The 17,252-nt window shown below is 63.7% G+C and carries 19 protein-coding genes, 1 tRNA gene and 1 pseudogene; 15 read left to right on the top strand and 6 right to left on the bottom strand.

Annotated features, from left to right (window positions below):
• Positions 1–4: 4 nt before the first annotated feature.
• Positions 5–1,360: a bifunctional UDP-N-acetylglucosamine diphosphorylase/glucosamine-1-phosphate N-acetyltransferase GlmU gene (gene glmU, locus AB3L03_RS37120; RefSeq protein ID WP_204511261.1), complete on the bottom strand. Its 1,356-nt coding sequence runs from the start codon at positions 1,358–1,360 to the stop codon at positions 5–7.
• A 173-nt stretch (positions 1,361–1,533) separates the two neighbouring features.
• On the opposite strand from glmU, the gene AB3L03_RS37115 reads away from it, so the two are divergent.
• Complete coding sequence (locus tag AB3L03_RS37115; RefSeq protein ID WP_204511262.1) at positions 1,534–2,892, top strand: hypothetical protein; 1,359 nt, start codon at positions 1,534–1,536, stop codon at positions 2,890–2,892.
• 110 nt (positions 2,893–3,002) lie between these two features.
• Positions 3,003–3,383 carry a hypothetical protein gene (locus AB3L03_RS37110; RefSeq protein ID WP_018457946.1) on the top strand — a complete coding sequence of 127 codons (381 nt, stop codon included), beginning with the start codon at positions 3,003–3,005 and terminating at the stop codon, positions 3,381–3,383.
• Here the strand turns inward: AB3L03_RS37110 and AB3L03_RS37105 are convergent.
• Positions 3,343–4,958: pseudogene (locus AB3L03_RS37105) on the bottom strand (beta-(1-6) glucans synthase). The gene AB3L03_RS37110 and the pseudogene AB3L03_RS37105 overlap by 41 nt on opposite strands.
• A gap of 272 nt (positions 4,959–5,230) precedes the next feature.
• Between AB3L03_RS37105 and AB3L03_RS37100 the strand changes: the two are divergent.
• From AB3L03_RS37100 to AB3L03_RS37075, 6 genes are all read left to right on the top strand, one after another.
• Positions 5,231–5,821, top strand: coding sequence for a beta-1-3, beta-1-6-glucan biosynthesis protein (locus AB3L03_RS37100; RefSeq protein ID WP_085353125.1), 591 nt, complete (start codon positions 5,231–5,233; stop codon positions 5,819–5,821).
• Between the two features lie 214 nt (positions 5,822–6,035).
• Positions 6,036–8,711: a glycosyltransferase gene (locus AB3L03_RS37095; protein WP_085353127.1), complete on the top strand. Its 2,676-nt coding sequence runs from the start codon at positions 6,036–6,038 to the stop codon at positions 8,709–8,711.
• A 315-nt stretch (positions 8,712–9,026) separates the two neighbouring features.
• Positions 9,027–9,102: transfer RNA gene (locus tag AB3L03_RS37090), tRNA-Lys, on the top strand.
• 674 nt (positions 9,103–9,776) lie between these two features.
• Positions 9,777–10,145, top strand: coding sequence for a hypothetical protein (locus tag AB3L03_RS37085; RefSeq protein WP_204511263.1), 369 nt, complete (start codon positions 9,777–9,779; stop codon positions 10,143–10,145).
• Between the two features lie 100 nt (positions 10,146–10,245).
• Positions 10,246–10,629, top strand: a complete 384-nt coding sequence (locus tag AB3L03_RS37080) for a hypothetical protein (RefSeq protein WP_085384048.1) — start codon at positions 10,246–10,248, stop codon at positions 10,627–10,629.
• Between the two features lie 308 nt (positions 10,630–10,937).
• Positions 10,938–11,120 carry a hypothetical protein gene (locus tag AB3L03_RS37075; protein ID WP_018457954.1) on the top strand — a complete coding sequence of 61 codons (183 nt, stop codon included), beginning with the start codon at positions 10,938–10,940 and terminating at the stop codon, positions 11,118–11,120.
• A gap of 83 nt (positions 11,121–11,203) precedes the next feature.
• Here the strand turns inward: AB3L03_RS37075 and AB3L03_RS37070 are convergent, their stop codons facing one another.
• Positions 11,204–11,410, bottom strand: coding sequence for a hypothetical protein (locus tag AB3L03_RS37070; protein ID WP_085384046.1), 207 nt, complete (start codon positions 11,408–11,410; stop codon positions 11,204–11,206).
• Positions 11,411–11,571: 161 nt separating this feature from the next.
• On the opposite strand from AB3L03_RS37070, the gene AB3L03_RS37065 reads away from it, so the two are divergent.
• A complete protein-coding gene (locus AB3L03_RS37065; RefSeq protein ID WP_143273397.1) occupies positions 11,572–11,931 on the top strand; it encodes a hypothetical protein in 360 nt (119 codons plus the stop codon).
• Positions 11,932–12,109: 178 nt separating this feature from the next.
• Here the strand turns inward: AB3L03_RS37065 and AB3L03_RS37060 are convergent, their stop codons facing one another.
• Positions 12,110–12,772, bottom strand: coding sequence for a hypothetical protein (locus tag AB3L03_RS37060; RefSeq protein WP_085384044.1), 663 nt, complete (start codon positions 12,770–12,772; stop codon positions 12,110–12,112).
• A 489-nt stretch (positions 12,773–13,261) separates the two neighbouring features.
• Here AB3L03_RS37060 and AB3L03_RS37055 point away from each other — a divergent pair, with 489 nt between their 5' ends.
• The 4 genes from AB3L03_RS37055 to AB3L03_RS37040 all read left to right on the top strand — a co-directional run bounded on the left by AB3L03_RS37055 (position 13,262) and on the right by AB3L03_RS37040 (position 14,752).
• The gene (locus tag AB3L03_RS37055; protein ID WP_018457957.1) at positions 13,262–13,432 is read left to right on the top strand and encodes a hypothetical protein; all 171 of its coding nucleotides are present in this window, start codon (positions 13,262–13,264) and stop codon (positions 13,430–13,432) included.
• Between the two features lie 321 nt (positions 13,433–13,753).
• A complete protein-coding gene (locus AB3L03_RS37050) occupies positions 13,754–13,996 on the top strand; it encodes a hypothetical protein (protein ID WP_026233467.1) in 243 nt (80 codons plus the stop codon).
• Positions 13,997–14,117: 121 nt separating this feature from the next.
• A complete protein-coding gene (locus AB3L03_RS37045) occupies positions 14,118–14,357 on the top strand; it encodes a hypothetical protein (RefSeq protein ID WP_026233468.1) in 240 nt (79 codons plus the stop codon).
• Positions 14,358–14,461: 104 nt separating this feature from the next.
• Positions 14,462–14,752, top strand: a complete 291-nt coding sequence (locus AB3L03_RS37040; protein ID WP_368508012.1) for a hypothetical protein — start codon at positions 14,462–14,464, stop codon at positions 14,750–14,752.
• A gap of 1 nt (position 14,753) precedes the next feature.
• Here AB3L03_RS37040 and AB3L03_RS37035 read toward each other — a convergent pair whose 3' ends face one another.
• Positions 14,754–15,140 carry an NUDIX hydrolase gene (locus tag AB3L03_RS37035; RefSeq protein WP_027518066.1) on the bottom strand — a complete coding sequence of 129 codons (387 nt, stop codon included), beginning with the start codon at positions 15,138–15,140 and terminating at the stop codon, positions 14,754–14,756.
• A 144-nt stretch (positions 15,141–15,284) separates the two neighbouring features.
• Positions 15,285–16,394 (bottom strand): AI-2E family transporter, encoded by a 1,110-nt coding sequence (locus tag AB3L03_RS37030; RefSeq protein WP_317244218.1) that lies wholly within the window; start codon positions 16,392–16,394, stop codon positions 15,285–15,287.
• Between the two features lie 141 nt (positions 16,395–16,535).
• On the opposite strand from AB3L03_RS37030, the gene AB3L03_RS37025 reads away from it, so the two are divergent.
• Positions 16,536–16,757, top strand: a complete 222-nt coding sequence (locus tag AB3L03_RS37025) for a hypothetical protein (protein ID WP_018457963.1) — start codon at positions 16,536–16,538, stop codon at positions 16,755–16,757.
• A 155-nt stretch (positions 16,758–16,912) separates the two neighbouring features.
• Positions 16,913–17,140: a hypothetical protein gene (locus AB3L03_RS37020; RefSeq protein WP_018457964.1), complete on the top strand. Its 228-nt coding sequence runs from the start codon at positions 16,913–16,915 to the stop codon at positions 17,138–17,140.
• The last annotated feature ends 112 nt before the right edge of the window (positions 17,141–17,252 follow it).

Raw genomic sequence — 17,252 nt, 5'->3', positions numbered from 1 at the left:
GCGTTCATTTCTCCGGCTTCTTGCCACCCGTCTTCAGCTCGCGATAGCGCACCGCCCCACCTTCGCGGATGGTCTGCGGGCTACGCTCCAGCGCCATGGCGTCATCAGGCACGTCGCGCGTGATCACGGAGCCCGAGCCGATATAGGCGCCGTTGCCGATTGTCACCGGTGCAACCAGCGAGGAGTTGGTGCCGACGAAGGCGCCCTGCCCGATGATCGTCTTGTGCTTCTTGAACCCATCGTAGTTGCAGGTGATGGTGCCGGCGCCGATGTTGGAATTGGCGCCGATGGTGGCGTCGCCGATGTAGGAGAGATGGTTGACCTTGACGCCGGCCTCCAGCGTCGCGGCCTTGGTCTCCACAAAATTGCCGATGCGCGCGCCGTCGCCGAGCGAGGTGCCGGGCCGCAGCCGCGCATAGGGGCCGATCGAGACCTTCTTGCCGAGCTTGGTCTCGACGATATGCGAGAAGGAATGGACCACCGTGCCGTCGCCGATCGAAACGCCGGGGCCGATCACCACGAAGGGCTCGATCGTCACGTCGTTGCCGAATACGGTATCCGCGGCGAGATAGACGGTTTCGGGCGCGATCAGCGTGACGCCGGACTCCATCGCCACTTTCCGCAACCGCGCCTGCATCACGCCTTCAGCCTCGGCGAGCTGCGCCTTGGTGTTGATGCCGCGCACTTCGTCCTCGCTGGTTTCGATCACCACGGCATCCCATCCCTGTTCGCTGATAATGCCGACCGCGTCGGTCAGATAATATTCGCCCTTGGAATTCGCATTGCCGATCTTGTCGAGGATCGCGAGCGCGCGGCGGCCGTCGATCGCCATGACCCCGGCATTGCACAGGTCGATCTTGCGCTCCTCGGCGCTGGCATCGGCCTGCTCGCGGATCGCGACCAGGCGGTCGCCCTCGACGATGAAGCGGCCATAGCCGGTGGGATCGGCGGCGCGGAAGCCGAGTGCGGCAATTGCGGCGCCTTTGGCCAGCGGCGCGCGCAGCCGCGCAAAGGTCTCGGCCGAGATCAGCGGCGTGTCGCCGAACGCAATCAGCAGATCATCCACGCCCCGCGCAATGACATCACACGCCGCCAGCACCGCATGTGCGGTGCCGAGCCGTTCCTGTTGCACGAAGGTGAGCGCGTCGGGACGGATGCGCCTTGCTTCGTCCGCCACCGCCTGATGATCGGGTCCGATCACGACCGCGAGCGAGGTGCCGGTTCCCTTGGGCGCCGCGGCGAGCACGTGGGCGAGCAGGCTCTGGTGCGCGACAGGATGCAGCACTTTCGGCAGGTGTGAGCGCATACGCGTGCCTTCGCCGGCGGCGAGCACGATCGTGAGGCTGGAACGGGCGGTCATCGCAATCCTGTCAATCGGCCGAATCAATCGGCGCCAGCGGGCGACGGGCCGCCCTCATCAGCTATCGCCTTGCTACCCCCGCAAACGCCCGGAGTTCAAGTGCGACACGCTTTTCCTGTTAATGTTCCCTGATTGATCGGGGAAGCCGGACAGGGGTTGGGCACTTAACGTTCATGGCAAAGGATTCCGACCCACTGGCGGATGCCTTCGGCGCCAAGGAGACCGGCGGGCTGTTCTCCGGACTTGTGGCCGAGGAGAGTTCGTTCGATCGCGGCATGATGTGGCGGCTGGGCTCATGGGGCGTGGCGGCCGTCGGCGCCGTGGTGCTTGCCGTGTTCGCCAACCAGGCCCAGCTCGGCTGGCGGCGCGACCAGGTCGCATCCGCCGATCTCGCGCGCCAGGCCGACCGGCTCCAGATCCTGACCAAGGAGAGCCAGAACGAGGCCCGCCGGCTCGCCTCCGCCATCGAGACGCTGAACACCGATCGCGACCGGCTCTATTCGCGCGTCACCGTGCTGGAGCAAGGGCTCGATTCCGTCACCGGCGCCATCGCCAAGCAGACGACAACGCCGCCGCAGGCGTCCGTTGCGAAGCCGCAGGACGCGCCGGCCTTGATCGGCCCGCCGGCGCCCGGCATCGCGCAGGTCGCCTCGACACCGGCTCCGGCCAACGACAAGCCGCGCGCCGAGGCCGCAAAGGAGCCGTGGAGTCCGCCGCCGCAGAGCGCGGCCGCGGCCTCGCTGGTCGCGCAGTTGCCGGCGACGAATTCGGCACTGCCGATGCTTCCGTTGGTCCCATCCAAATCGATCATGGCGCCGCCCGATCCGGCCGCCCCGAAACTGGTTCAGCCCGAAACCGCAGAGAAGGCGACCGAGAAGGCTGCCGAGACGAAGCCAGAACCGGCGCCCGCTCCGATCGAAGTCGCCGCGGCACCTGCCAAGGAGGCCGCCGAAAGCGAGGCTCCCGCGATCGCGGTCCAGCAGACGCGCTTTGCGATTGATCTCGGTGGCGCCAACTCGCTCGATGGCCTGCGCGCGCTGTGGCGCGGGGTCACCAAATCCAATCCCGAAATCGCAGCGCTGCGGCCGATCATCATGATCAAGGAAGGCAACACCGGCCTTGGCATGCAGCTCCGCCTCGGCGCCGGTCCGCTGATCAATGCAGCGGCTGCAGCAAAACTCTGCGCCGGCCTCGCCGAGAACGACCGCCACTGCGAGACCACCGTGTTCGACGGCCAGCGGCTGTCAATGCGCGGCGGCCAAGAGAAGAAGCAGGACAAGACCCAAGACAAGACCCAAGACAGGGTTCAGGAGAAGGACTCCGACAAGCCCCAGGACTCGGTGCCGCAAGCCGAGACCGCCCCAGCGCCCGCGCCGGCCGCCAAGCCCGACAAGCGTCGCCGCAGCTATTCCTCAAAACGCTCATCGAAGCGCGAGGAGCCCGCGCCTGCTCCTGCGGCGCAGCCGGCCGCACAGCCGAAGCCCGAGACGGCGTCGGCGGGATCAACGCTGTCGTCGTTCTTCAGAAGGTAGCTTACCTCGCGGCAATTCATCAGCGTAATGGGTGAAGGATCTCACGCAGGTCGCGAGAAACTTGCGCCTCCCCTGTTGCCCCGTTCCACCATCCCGACCATATTGCCGCCATGACAAAAAAGCCCTTCCGCCTCACGCCCTACCAGGTGCAGTTCCTGATCGTCGTCGGCTTCGCCAGCGTCGGCTATGCGCTCTATCTGCGCTATCTCGGAATCGAAAACTCGCAGGTCGGTCTCGCCTGCGACGCCGGGCTTCAGACCCTGGTCTGCAAGGCGCGCTCGGTCTCGACCGTGCTGTTCAAGAATTCGGTGTTCGGCATCGTCGCGCTGGTGGTGGCAACGCTGAACCTGATGCGGCCGTCCATCGTGCTGCTCACCGCCGGCATCATCGCCGCGGGCCTTGGCATCGTGCTCTACAATGTCGTGCTGTCGGGCCTGGCGATCGGCCTGCTCATTCTTGGATTTGCTCGGCCCGCGCCCGCCACAGCGTGAGCGCGAACAAGAGATAGATCGCGCAGGTCCACAGCGACTGCCAATTGTCGCGGCCCTCGTTGAACAGCACATAGGCCGCCGACAGCGTCAGCACGCCGGCGAAGACCGATTCCGCGATCGGACGCTGACCGATCTGCGGCCGGTTCAGCATCAACAGCGCAAACGGCACAACCGCCATCGTCAGCGCGGCGTAAGGGAAATCCTTGTAGCGCGGGTCGAACACGAATCCGAGCGCGGTCTGCGCCGCGATGACCGCCGTCACTGCCAGCGTCAAGCCGAGCACGGCGGTGAGCTTCGACCATTTCCGGCCCTCGCGCGGACCAAGCAGATCGAGGAAGGTCGGAAGGCTGCGGCCGATCACCATCGCCTGCGCGCAGAAGATCGGCGACAGGATGCCAGCCGCGAGCAGCGCGCCCCACAGCAGCCAGCCGCCGATGCCGTAGCTCTCGTAGTACATCTTGTCGGCGCCGATCCCGAGCAGAATGCCGGCCGAGGTTGCCGAGATCGCCACGCCGAGCCAGGACGAGAAGCGCGGCGTCCAGGGTCTGCGCCGCAACGTCAGGCCCGCGACCGCGAACACCAGCACGGAGAGGCCCATGCCGGCGGCCATGTACCATTTCCAGTACGGGAAATTGCTGATCGGCTCGCCCGGCGGATATTTCAGGCTCCGGCGCACCGAGTCATAGAGGCCCCAATAGCCGCCGACGGTGCCTTCCAGTTTGCGCTTCCACGGCTGGTCGTAGGACTCGATCAGATTGACGCGGAATTTCTGCGCTTTCGCCAGACTCAGGATCTCCGAGACCACGCGCGCCTGGTTGGTGCGCGACGGCAGCGCGCCATCTCGCATGCGCCCTTCGCTCGGCCAGCCGGTTTCGCCGATCAAAATCTCCTTGCCGGGAAATGCGACCGCCATGCGCTCGCGGATCTGTTCAACATGGGAGGCGGCGAACTTGGCCCGCACCGGATTGTCTTCCCAATAGGGCAGGATGTGGATCGTGACGAAGTCGACGGCGTCATAGATCTCGCGATTCCTGAGCCAGAACTCCCAGACATCGGCATAGGTGACGGGCACGCTGACCTGCGCCTTCACCGAGCGGATGATGGAGACGAGGTCCGCGGTCGTCATCTCGCCGCGCAGCAGCACTTCGTTGCCGACGATGATGCTGGTGATGATCCCGGGGAAATCCTTGAAAGGCGAATGGCGAGCGCGGCCTGCTCGAAATTCTTGGTGCGGTTGCTGGAGAGCCAGATGCCCTGGAGCACCTTCAGCCCGCCGATCCGGGCCGCGATCGCCGGCACCTGGTCGAGCCCGTTCTCCATCGAATAGGTGCGGACGCAGTCGGTGATCTCCTTGAGCTGGCGCAGGTCCTGCTCGATCTGATCGGCCTCGATATGAGTCCATGCGTTCAGCGGCGACTGCTCGCCGCGGAACGGCGCGTAGGAGACGCATTGGACCTTGTCGGCGGGATCGATCGGGGCGCGCGCGAGCGAGATCGGCGTGGCAAGCCACCACCAAACGGCAGCGATCGCACCCAATGAAACGAGCAGAAGCGCCAGTGGCGTACGAAGAGAAATCGGTTCCGTCCTCCGCGAAGGGCCGTCGATTACCTGCTAGCACGCCGTCTGCCAAGGGGGTGACTCCGTTATGGATCCATCCCTCCCCTGAGGAATTTACCTGCGGCCGTTCGACCGAGGCCTAGGATCGTGACTTTGCTGGACAAAATTCCAGATTCAGGCCATGGACTCGGGAGGACTTTTCCGCCGCATTGGAGACCCATTTGGACGCCATCACCGGGCGCGTCCGCGAAGGTCCTGACGCGGACGGTCAGTGATATATTGGGGAATTCATGCGGCAACGGGTGTTCGAGTTACGAAATGCGGTCCTGCGGCAGTTCGCCGCCACCTTGGCCGTTTCTTCCCTTGTCATCCTGATGGGTATCGGCGCGGCCTCCGCCCAGAGCGGCACGCCCGCCCCCGACCAGAGCAAGGCAGCCGCCCAGCCCGCCGACACGGCCAAGGATGCCGCCCAGAATCAGCGCCGCACCGACGAATTCGCCGAAGCAGCCCAGGTCATCAGCGGCCCGGCCGGCAACCCCGAATGCGTCTGGCTCGGCCGCCGCGTGGTGCGGCTGATGTGGCGGGACGACCTCGATACCGCATTCCGCCATCTCGACCTCTATGACCGTTTCGGCTGCCCCGGCGGCCACATCCAGGCCGCCTTCCGCTGCCTGACCCGCTTCGGCGGCCAGATCGATCCCAAGGTCGCCGAGACCCTGGACAGCCGTGTGCACGCTTGCTGGATCAACCCGGCGTCGCAGCCACAGCAGGCGGCGGCCGCGGCCTCGCAGCCGGCCGCGCCCGCATCGGGCAATGCGCAGCCGCAGCCGGCCGCGAGCCCCTCGCCGGCGGCAAGCCCGTCACCGGCGCCCCCGAAATAGCCGCGATTGTTTCAGCCTCCGTTCAGGAACGATCGGCGATAGAAGCAATTGGCACTGCTGCGAATTTCGAAATGTGCATGCCCTCATTCGGTCATGAGGCGATGACAGTTGTGAAACCGCGCGGCAGAGGTATGCTCCATTTGCCGCGGACTTGGTCGGATCTCGGGGTCGGATCCGCTTCCCTGCCCCCTCAGCCCCTTTTGGTTTAGCCGCGATGCGGGTTGTCGCCGCCGTTCTGTTGCTTGTGTCCGCGCTCCACGCCGGCCTCTGGGGAGTCTCGCGCGACAAGGAACCCGCGCCCGACTTCAAGGGCCTGCTGCCCAGCGTCTCCTACGCCCCGTTCGAGGGCTCGGCTCATCCTGATATCGACAACATTCCGACGGTGGAGAAAATCCGCGCCGACCTGAAGACGCTGTCGACGATGACGCGCGCGATCCGCCTTTATTCGTCCACGGGCGGCGTGGAACTGGTGCCGCCGATCGCGGCGGAGTTCGGCCTCAAGGTCACCGTCGGCGCGTGGATCGACAAGGACAAGGATCGCAACGAGCGCGAGATCAAGGCCGCCATCGAGCTCGCGCGCAAGAACAGCAACGTCAACGGCGTCGTCGTCGGCAACGAGGTGATCTACCGCGGCGAGCAGAAGGTCGAAGACCTCATCGAGATGATCAAGAAGGTCAAGGGCTCGGTCCGCGTACCCGTCACGACCGGTGAGATCTGGAACATCTGGCGCGACAATCCCGACCTCGGCTCCAACGTCGACTTCATCGCCGCCCACGTGCTGCCCTATTGGGAAAACTTCCGCTCGGATCAGGCGGTCGACCAGGCCGTCGACCGCTACAATCTGTTACGCAACCTGTTCCCCGGCAAGCGCATCGTGATCGCCGAATTCGGCTGGCCGAGCGCGGGTTACAATTTACGCAACGCCGACCCCGGTCCGTTCCAGCAAGCACTGACCTTGCGCAACTTCGTCAGCCGCGCCGACGCCATCGGCATGGAATACAACATCGTCGAGGCCATCGATCAGCCCTGGAAATACTTCGAAGGCGGCGTCGGTCCGTACTGGGGCATCCTCAACGCCAGCCGCGAGCCGAAATTTGCCTGGACCGGCCCGGTGCAAAATCCCGATTATTGGAAGCTGATGGGTGTGGCGCTCCTCGTCGGTATCCTGCTGTCGCTGCCGATCCTGCGGCTGCAGCAGCCGACGGCGAAGCAGGCGTTCCTGCTGTCGGCCACCGCCAACGGCGTCGGCGCCTGGGCTGCCACCGTGTTCGCGTTCTGGAACGGGCACTATTTCATCTTCGGCTCGGCCTTCGCGCTCACGCTCGGCATGATCCTGCTTGTTCCCCTCGTGCTGATCGCGATGGCGCGCATCGACGAAATCGCGGCCGTCGCATTCGGCCGGCCGCCGCAGCGGCTGCTCACGAAAGGTAAGCCGGTCGAGGACGTGCCCGAGAATTATTGCCCGAAGGTCTCGATCCACATCCCCGCCTATTTCGAACCGGTCGAGATGCTCAAGCAGACGCTCGATGCGCTGTCGCGGCTGAACTATCCGAACTACGAATGCGTCGTCATCATCAACAACACGCCGGACCCTGCCTTCTGGCAGCCGATCCAGGATCATTGCCGCGCGCTCGGTGAACGCTTCAAGTTCATCAACGCCGAGAAGGTGCAGGGCTTCAAGGCCGGTGCGCTGCGCATCGCGATGGACCGCACCGCCGTCGACGCCGAGATCATCGGCATCCTCGATGCCGATTACGTCGTCGATCCCGACTGGCTGAAGGACCTCGTGCCGGCGTTCGCCGATCCCAGCGTCGGCCTGGTGCAGGCGCCGCAGGAACATCGCGACGGCGACCTGTCGATCATGCACTACATCATGAACGGCGAATATGCCGGGTTCTTCGACATCGGCATGGTCCAGCGCAACGAGACCAACGCCATCATCGTGCACGGCACGATGTGCCTGATCCGCCGCGCCGCGATGGACATGGCCGGCGGCTGGTCGTCCGACACGATCTGCGAGGACAGCGATCTCGGCCTTTCGATCCAGCAGCTCGGCTGGACTACGCACTACACCAACCACCGCTACGGCCAGGGCCTGCTCCCCGACACCTACGAGGCCTTCAAGAAGCAGCGTCACCGCTGGGCCTATGGCGGCCTCCAGATCGTCAAGAAGCACTGGCGGAACTTCCTGCCCGGACGGAGCCGGCTGACGCCCGACCAGAAGCGCGAATATGGCCTGGGCTGGCTGAACTGGCTGGGTGCCGAAAGCCTCGGCGTCGTCGTGGCGCTGCTCAACCTCGTCTGGGTGCCGATCGTCGCCTTCGCCGACATCGCCATCCCCGACAAGATCCTGACGCTGCCGATCATCGGCGCCTTCATCGTCTCGCTCGTACACTTCTTGTCGATGTACCGCGCCCGCGTCGCGATCAAGCCCGGCCAGATGCTGGGCGCGATGATCGCGGCGATGAGCGTGCAGTGGACGGTGTCGCGCGCGGTGGCGCAGGGACTGATCACCGAGCACATTGCGTTCGCGCGCACCTCCAAGGGCGGCCTGTCCAGGATGTCGATCGAGTTCCAGGCGTTCTGGGAGGCCGTGATCGGCGCCCTGCTCCTGATCGGCGCCGGCGTGCTGGTGGCCTCCAACAGCTACCGCCAGATCACCGAGATCTACATCTTCGCCGGCGTGCTGGTGCTGCAGAGCCTGCCGTTCCTGGCCGCGGTCGCCATCGCCATCCTCGAGCTCAGCCGCATCAACTCGTTCCAGTTCTGGCGCGACAGCGCGATCCGCACCGCCGAGCTGATCGGCTTGCGCCCGGTCGCGCTACCCACCCCCGCCGGCACGCCGCAGCAAGTGCCGGTGCCGAGCGAGGTCCGGCGGGAAGCGAACTGACGGGGCTCCGAACGTGGCATCCGTCCCGTGGGCGGACGTCGCGGCTTCTTCGGCGTGGATGACGGCCGCCATTCGGGTTGAAAATCCCGGCTCAAGCATTGGAAACGGCGAGCGAATTCCCGCTGTTGCCTTCAAGTTCGGCAACCACCCGAGCTATTGACCTCCGCGCCCCATCCCCCTACACAGCGCGGGCCGAAAGCATGATCCGGAAACAGCCGGTTTTTCCGCAACGCTTGCGTCGATGTGGCGGCAAGACATGCTTTTCCAAATGACCGAAGACGATGGCGATTTCTTTGAAGCCATCAGCGGCCATGGGAGCGCGTAGCTCAGCCGGTAGAGCACGTGACTTTTAATCACGGGGTCCTGGGTTCGAGCCCCAGCGCGCTCACCAACACAATGAAGCAGTAATCCCAAACGCAACTTCGACAGAAAGCTCCATGTCGGCACTGTGTCGGCAGCTGGAATTCCGCTGCTGACGCGTCCTGCCGCCGCAAATGAGCGGCGCTTTGATGTCGGCGCTTGCCGACGAGACTCTTCCGGAAAACTGGTGTGCCCAAAGCCATTCCGCCCCAAATAGGCCGCCTCAGTTGCCGCTCTCTCAGACGGTGCCGACGTCCCGCACGCCGGGCTCCGCCTCGTCACCGGAGCCAGAGAACAAGTAAATTAAGGCGGCGCCGGTCGTCCCCGCCTTAAGCGCGCAATCTTGATTTGGGCTCTCTCCCCGGCGACAGGCCAATCCTATATGATAACCAACGGACCATCGGCAGGAGCCACTCCATGCTTGCCTCAATCATGTTTGGCTTTGTCATTGTCACCCTGATGATGTGGTGTGGGCGCGTGACCGCCAATTTCGCGGCACAGAGAGGCCGGTCTAGGCGCATTTGGTTCATCTGGGGAGCGCTGCTGTTTCCACTGTTTCCGGCTCAATGGTTCGTCTTGGGACTTCTGCCAAAGAAGTAAGGCCGCTTCTCAAACGTCCGCCTCTTTCATTTGCCTATCGGCCTGAGTTCCGGGCGGAACGAACGGACAGTCGAACGATTGCTCCTCTTGAGTAGGAGTTGCGTCATGCGTCATGCGCCGTCGATTGTGCCGCTGGATCGGCTCGACCGGGAGATTTACCTGGTACTGGAAGACTTCGGCGCGCGCGCCGGCTGCTCCTGGCGCGAGGCCGACGAGCAGGATACCGACGTCGAGACCATCATCCGCGACCTACTCTCCGGGCAGTACGCGTATCCCGTCCGTATCGTCGCCTTCAACGCCATCGAGGGCTGGTCTCGCGATGCCACCAGCGAGATCGCAGATGAGCTTGCCGAGCGTGTCACGAGTAGCGAGATCACGCCGGCCTTGCAGGCCTTCGTCCAAGCAAATGCTTCCCGACCTTTTGCTGTACAACTGGCGCTTCCTTTACGGGGGCCGCCTGAGTTCAATCTGTGATCGTGATGTTGCGTGGGGATTGCGGTGCCAGTGCACTAAACAGGCACAGCCGTCGGAAGTTCGCGCTTCCCTTCGGCATGATTTTTTGGTACCAAATAAAATGAAACCAGCAAAAAAGATTCGTGCCAAAAAGCATCGCGGCCGCCCCGCTACTGGTCAAGGCGTCCAGATCGGCACGCGCTGGCCGGAGGCGACTGTCGCTCAGATCGACGCATGGGCGTCGGGGCAGGAAGACACTCCGGCTCGCTCTGAATCCATCCGTCGGCTGGTTGATATTGGCTTGGGCAAACCCGCCCCCGCCCTCGCGGTTACGTCTACCGCCAAGGCCTCGTCCGAGCGGGCTCGGGAAATGGCGGGTAATGCGATCGACAAGCTCAAAGACAACAAAGCGAGCCCGGATGACCAGGCCAGCCGCAAGCGGCGGCTCGTCAAGGGACCCGAGGAATTCCAGAATGTTCGACGCGACCGGCCAAATCGAAAATGAATTGACCGGCGCCCGCCTGGTCAATCTCGCCTGAAGGCAAAAAGCAAATGATCAAACCCAAACGGTCGGCCGCGCAACAAGTCTCGGACGAAGCCGATCGAAGGACCCTCAATCCGATAGGATCGAGACAGACAATAGCGGACAGCCAAGCCACTCCGGAGTTTCAGGAGAACCTCAAACGCCTGAAGTCCGAGCGGCTGGAGCGTGAGGCTAGACTGAATCCGAAGCACAAGGTCTGATTTGAGCTTATCGACCCTTCGCCTCGCCTGGCTGGGCCGGTCAGGCGAACGGGCCGCGTCGGATGGCGGGTGCAGAAGGTCATGGGAATGTTGAACCGACGGTGGATGATCTTCCTGCTGGTTTCCGTGGTGATTGTTTGCTCGATCTTCGCAGGCGCTCGGTACTATCTGAGCAAATGCCATGGCATGGATGCGTGCGCGGCCGCCGAAGCCGAGAGCCATGAGCGAGACAAGCCAACCGAGCCACAATAGTTCTTGGGTGAAAAGCCGGCTGCGGAGGCGGATGAAGCCACCGGCGAGTTCGCGAACGAATGTCAGTCGACCCCGACGACGGCCTACACCACGCCGCCGAAGTCGATGCCTTCCTTGGCAAGCGCCTCGGCTTCCTCGGCGGACGTTGTCGGCTTCGTGTCGAGGTAGGGACGCTCAGTCGCCGGCATTATCGTGCGGATGTTTTGGCCGTCTGTCCGCGTGATGCGAGCAACCCAGCGCTTGGGGCCGTGCTCGACTTGCTGGATATGGTACTGCTTATAGGTAATCATGACTCACGGACGCAACTGACGCTAACGGCGGCTCCCTTTATATCCAACGGCAGGCCGCCGAACAACGATTTCCTAAAGTGAGGTTAAGATCGCCGGCGTGAACCCGTTCAGCGATCATTCAGCCGCTCAGGCGTAGGCATAGTGCGATTGGGAGAAGTCCGATGATCGGTGCAGTTGTCGCAACCTTGCTGGCTCTACAGCTCGGTGAGGTTCATCAGGTTCAATACCGTGTCCCTGTGCACCCACCGCCGTGCGGCCACGGCTGGGACGTCAGCGCCCGCGACGGCATGTGCTACCCCAACGGCTACTTGCCGCCGCAAGAACAGGCCGCACGGCAGTACTATGGTGGCGGTAGAGGCTATGGCCATTATCCCGTTCCTTGCGGAAACGGTGCCGATATCGATACCCGCGACGGCCAGTGTTACCCGACCGGAACGGTTCCGCCGCAGTTTCAACAGGGCCGGCAAGGCTATTACGGCGATGATTATTACGAGCGCCGTCCGAGGCGCCGCTACTATTGAAAGACCCTCAGGGCAAACCGGCGGGCCCCTGATCATCGCTTCTTAGGATTCGCGGTGACAGTGCCGGAGAGCACTGTCACCAGCATTCCGTAGTTCCAAGTCGGGTAAAAAGCCGCGCTCACGTGAGCCCGCCAAGTGAGCGCGGACAAAGTCTCAGATCACCTGCCTGACCCTATCTTCAGCTCTCCGGGCCCGAAACTGTGGCAGGCACGCTCAACGGCGCTCCTCCAACTGAAACGGGACCTGCAGATTTCGACTGCCGAACCATCCGCTTGCGCATCGCTGCGGACAGTCCATAGCGCGCATGCGCTCTTCGAACCGAGGACGTGACGTCCGACATCATGGCATTTTGCAGCGAGTCGATCTTCGCAATCAGCGTGGACAGCTGCGAAGATACCTTCTTCACATCCACCCGTTCGTCCGTGATGCTCTGCCGCAGCGAAAGCAGCACCATCGAATCCGCCTGCAGCACAGCCGCGTTTTGTTGCAAGGCCTGATTGCTCTCCTGCAGCGAAGCCGTGTGTTGCTGCTGGGTCGACTGAATATCCTTCAAGGCCGCGACAACCGGATCCGGCTTTGGCGCTGAAGCCTCTTGGCGCGGGAGCAGATCAGCCAGGCTGCTCAGATTCAGCGATGGCAGGCCGGACGGCCATGTGTAGATCGCCGCGGCGCCGTTGATGGCCAGGGCACACACCGACAGCGCCATGACGGACGTCCGGCTGGATCGCTTGATCGGTTCCGGAGCGTCCAAACTTGCGGGTTCGCCGGCGGCGATGGCCGCAGCCAGTGCTGCAGGGTCGAGCTGTTCGACAAGGCCTTGCGTTTCGAAAGTCGCGGTCATGGGATTGACCCCAAATGAGCGAGCAACAGGAAGCCGTCGCCGGAACGTCCTCGCGACAGCTCCCTTACGCAGCACCCATCTACAACTGTCTAAAATTGTGGGCTTTTCAGCTTAATTCCACGTTAGCGGCCGCGGCCTGCTGCAGACCCCGCCACCCCCGGCCGACTACGGGGTCGTGCGAGGGTCATGACAGGCAGGCCGGTGCGCGAGCTCCTCCCGATCCCGGGAAGCCGCCCTGGCCCGAAGCGGATTTTCCGAAGTTGGCAGACTACCCCTGTTTTGCCCGACGCGTCAACCCGGCGTCTCCGCCGGATGCAGGACCGCCATGTGCCAAAAAGAAAGCGTTGCGCCAGCGGGACTTAGCTACTGTGCATGGGGTTGTTTTCGCGATTTTGGCCACCGCCTGCTCGTGCGCCGGGCCCCTGTCCCAAAAGCCGCGAGACAACCCGCTCAAAAAGTGTAGGATTCGACAAAACAGGGAGGAGCGGCATGTTTGAAATCAGCGGTTTCGACACGGCAGGAATCGTCAGCCTCAAGCGGCTGTCACTCGCCGCCGCCCTCAAGAAGGCCAAGGAGCTCATCGCCGACGGGTGCTGGGGCGTTCAGGTGATCGGTCCAGGTGGCCAGGTCTACACCTCGTTCGAGGAGCAAGCCGCGTAGTCGCCCGCCTTCGGCACCAGCCTTCGGCATCATTCGAAAAGCACCCGACCGATCGCGCGTCGCGCGCTCTGGCCGTGGCGGTGATCGACGTGAAAACCCCAGCGCCTGGTGGAGCGCTGGGGCGTTTTCAAAATATCAATCGGTCAAGCAATGAGGCCTTCGTAGCAGCGATCTCGACCATCGCTTGTGAACTGCTTCACACGGCCTTCGATCTTTCCACATCTTGACGAGGCTCACCTGCCGCGCGCCGTGCCGTTGCCAATCAACTCGTTTGGGAGCACGCTCTCTCCAGGCGCGCAGACGCCGCTCAGGGAGAAAGCCATGAAGGACACGGGCCTGGATCATCGCCACCGCGACAAGGATGGCGCGATCAGCAAGAAGCACGGCAACACGCTGGTCGGTACGTTGCGCAAGATCTACGGCAAGGGTTTTGCTGCCGGTTATCCGGATACGACTGAACTCAGCGAGGTCTTGCATCAGCTGAACGAGACATCGCTCAGCCAGTTGCGGCGCGATCACGACACCGGGCATCTCAGCCACAAGATCGACCACGTCCCGAAGTGATGGACGTCACGAGTCCCAACTTCAGGTAGTTGAATCAACTGGGCTGCCGGGCGTCTCGGCGAACTTGCCGTTTGAGCCCTCGCCGCCCGAGCGCTAAGATGAGTCTTTTACGGAGGCTCATTTGAAACAGTTCATGATCATCACCGCCATTGCACTCGCCGTGACGGCTCCCGCCCGCTCGCAGGCTCTCGTCGATCCCAACAAGGTTGCTCCCGAATATCGCGAGGCGGCCGAGAAGCGGCGGGCCGAGCAGATGCGGCAGCGCGAATGCGCGCTGAAGGCGGATCTCGAGAAGGTGCTGCCCAGGGATCGCACCGTCTATCTCAACCATTGCCTGGACACGATGGCGGCCAAGCAATAGCGCCTGATCGAGCGGCTTGAAGTCGCCGACGCGTTCAAGCTTTCTTCAGACATTTGGGATCACCTGACGATCCATTTTCATCAGTCATTGTCGATCGACCGCGCATGAGTTTCGTCCAGATTCAGTGCACGCGCTGCAAGACCGTATTCCGCGACCGCGCGGGACGGTTGCAGGACGGCTATTCCAGGCAATGTCCGAGCTGCGAGGTGGTGCTGTTCTTCGCGGAGGATTCACCGAACCCTCAGGTCAAGCAGGCCATGAAGCGCGCGCGCCAGGCTCGCAAGGAGCGGCGCGAAACCGAAATGGCCAGGGTGTCCGCGCCGCAAGTGCGCGGCAATTTTTCGCGGACCCAGACCGGACGGATACAGCACTCGTCGGAGGACGAGGAGGACTAGCTCACCCGCGCTTCCGCGGAAACAGGCGGTCGCGGATGTAGCGCGAGGTCGGCGTCAGGCGGATGCCGCGCGGCTTCTGCCAGACGGCGCGGTCGATCTCGTTCTTGTCCCCGATCGCGAGCCTGCCCTTGGCGCCCTTGGCAATGAAGATCGCATCGCTCATCTTGCGGCCGGAGCGCTTGTTCCTGGCCGTCACTTCCTTCCAGAGGCTGATCCGGCCGAGCTTCAGCTTGGGCAGCTCTTCCTTGATCTCCCGCCGCAGGCAGTCCTTGTCGGACTCGCGCGCGCGCTTGCGGCCGCCCGGGAACATCCACAGGCCGTCCGACCGGCGTCTGACCAACAATACCTTGCCGCGCTTGGCGGCAACCAGTTTGGAAGACTTCGCCATGTCCGCCGTAATCGAAAATAGAATCGAGCCCATGGTAACTTGTCTAGTCGGATAGACAAGTTCGGGATGGATCTTGATCACCCGGGGCAAGGCCGTCAGGTCTGATTAGTCCCGGCGGCCGATTCCGCCATTCGAGCGGCCCGATCAGCCCTCGCCCGTCGCTGTCCCCGCCCTTGACCCCGCCTCTGCCCGGTCCTCCGTCCTGATCCAGGCCATCATCATCTCCCAGGCCACCGACAGGATGATCGGGCCGATGAACAGGCCGACGATACCGTGGGCGAGCGTGCCACCGATCACGCCGACGAAGATGACGATGGTCGGCGTGGTCAGGCCGCGCCCCATCACCAGCGGCTTCAACATGGTGTCGAGGAAGCCGACGAGGACGAGAAACACGGTGAGCAGCAGCGCGGTGGTGACGTCCTTGGCGGTCCAGATCCAGATGATCACCGGCAGCAGCACCAGGAAGGCGCCGATCTGCACGATCGAGAGCAGCAGCACAATGAAGGCGAGCAGGCCGGCGCTCGGCACCGCGGCAAGCTTGAAGCCGATGCCGGCGAGCAATGCCTGCACGATCGCGACGCCGATCACGCCTTGCGCCACGGCGCGGATGGTCGCGCCCGCGAGCCCCAGGAAATGCTCGCTCTGTTCGGGCACGATGCGAAACAGGAAACCGCGGCCGGCCGCAACCAGCCGCGGCCCGTGCGGAAACAGGAAGCCGGCCACGAACACCGAGACCAGGAACTGGAGCGTGCCGACGCCGGCATCGCCCGCGAGCGACAAGAGCGGTCCCGCCAGCGGCTGGAGATACGGCGCCACCTCGCGCAGCACTGCGCGGATGTTGTTGTAGGCCTGCTCCCAGAGGTCGAATAACCAGGGGCCAACGACCGGCCACGACTTGAGCTGCTCCGGCGCCGATTGAAGCGCGAGGTCGCCGGTGCCGAGCTGGTGCGCCAGCTCGCGCACTCCGTCCACTGCGCTGATACCGAGCCAGGTCGCAGGACCGATGACGATGCCGAGCGTGATCAGGGTCAGGATCGCCGCTGCGGTCTTGGGCCGGCCGCCGAGGATCTTGGCGACCCAGCTGAAGGCCGGGTAGAACGCGACCGCGAGCACGCCGCTCCAGGCAAGGATCGGCACGAAGGGGCGGATGATCAGCAAGGTCCAGATGATCAGCAGGCCGAGCAGGCCGACGCGGATCACGAGCTGGATGATGTCCTCGCCCGTCAGGAGCTGACGCAGACTTTTCACGGGCACGGCTTTCCTTGCGGCATTGACGCGGGTTCCGGCACTTGCGCGGCCCCGCGTTATTGCCAGCCGCGCACCCGGCGTCAAGACGACCGGGCCGGCACGAGCCGGCGATTAGGAACGCATCGGGCCATTCTGCATTCCGAGACGATGGCACGCCGCCCCAGAGAGCCCGTCGCACACGCGGGAATTCACCGCGGCATCCGCTTTTCGCTGAAGCCAAACGGCGCACCGGGCTATTGGCGCTACGCCTATGCCGTCGGCGACAGGGCCCGCACCGGGCGCGTGCAAGGCAGGCTGCCGTTGCTCGCCATCAGGCGCGTGCAGATGTGCATCGACCGGGACATGCGAAGCATCCGGACCGGCGATTGATCTTGCGGCGGCGCCGTGGGCGAGCGCCGGCAAGGTGCGCGACGTGATGCCGGCTTGGCTAACGGTGATTAACCGGATTTCGGCCGACCGGTTTACGTCGATGCAAAGGCGTGCACCTACGCTTCCATCGAGGTCCCTCAAACCACTTCGGTGCAATGGCCAATACCATCTGGACGATCGAAGAATTCACCTGCGCGGGTTGCAGCATGAACTACACGGCGACAAGGGAGGAGCACGCCGAAGCGCATTCCGGCACCTTCAAGTGCAGCATCTGCAGCGGCGTGGTGCACACATGGTCCGGCAAACATCATTTCTTCGGCTGGGAAGCGGTGAAAACCAAGCCACCCGTGTTCGGAAGGCGTTGGGCCGGAGCCGGCGGGTAGACTGCTTCCACCGGACCCAGACCAGCTACTCCCGTCAACGCCCCCTGCCCGAACTGCGGCTTCTGCTACTCTGCGGCAACGGTTAAACTCTCCGCCCCGCAACTGAAGCCGA

This window comes from Bradyrhizobium lupini, from assembly GCF_040939785.1.
Taxonomy (GTDB): Bacteria; Pseudomonadota; Alphaproteobacteria; order Rhizobiales; family Xanthobacteraceae; genus Bradyrhizobium; species Bradyrhizobium canariense_D.
This window is presented reverse-complemented; position numbering and strand designations above follow the sequence as displayed.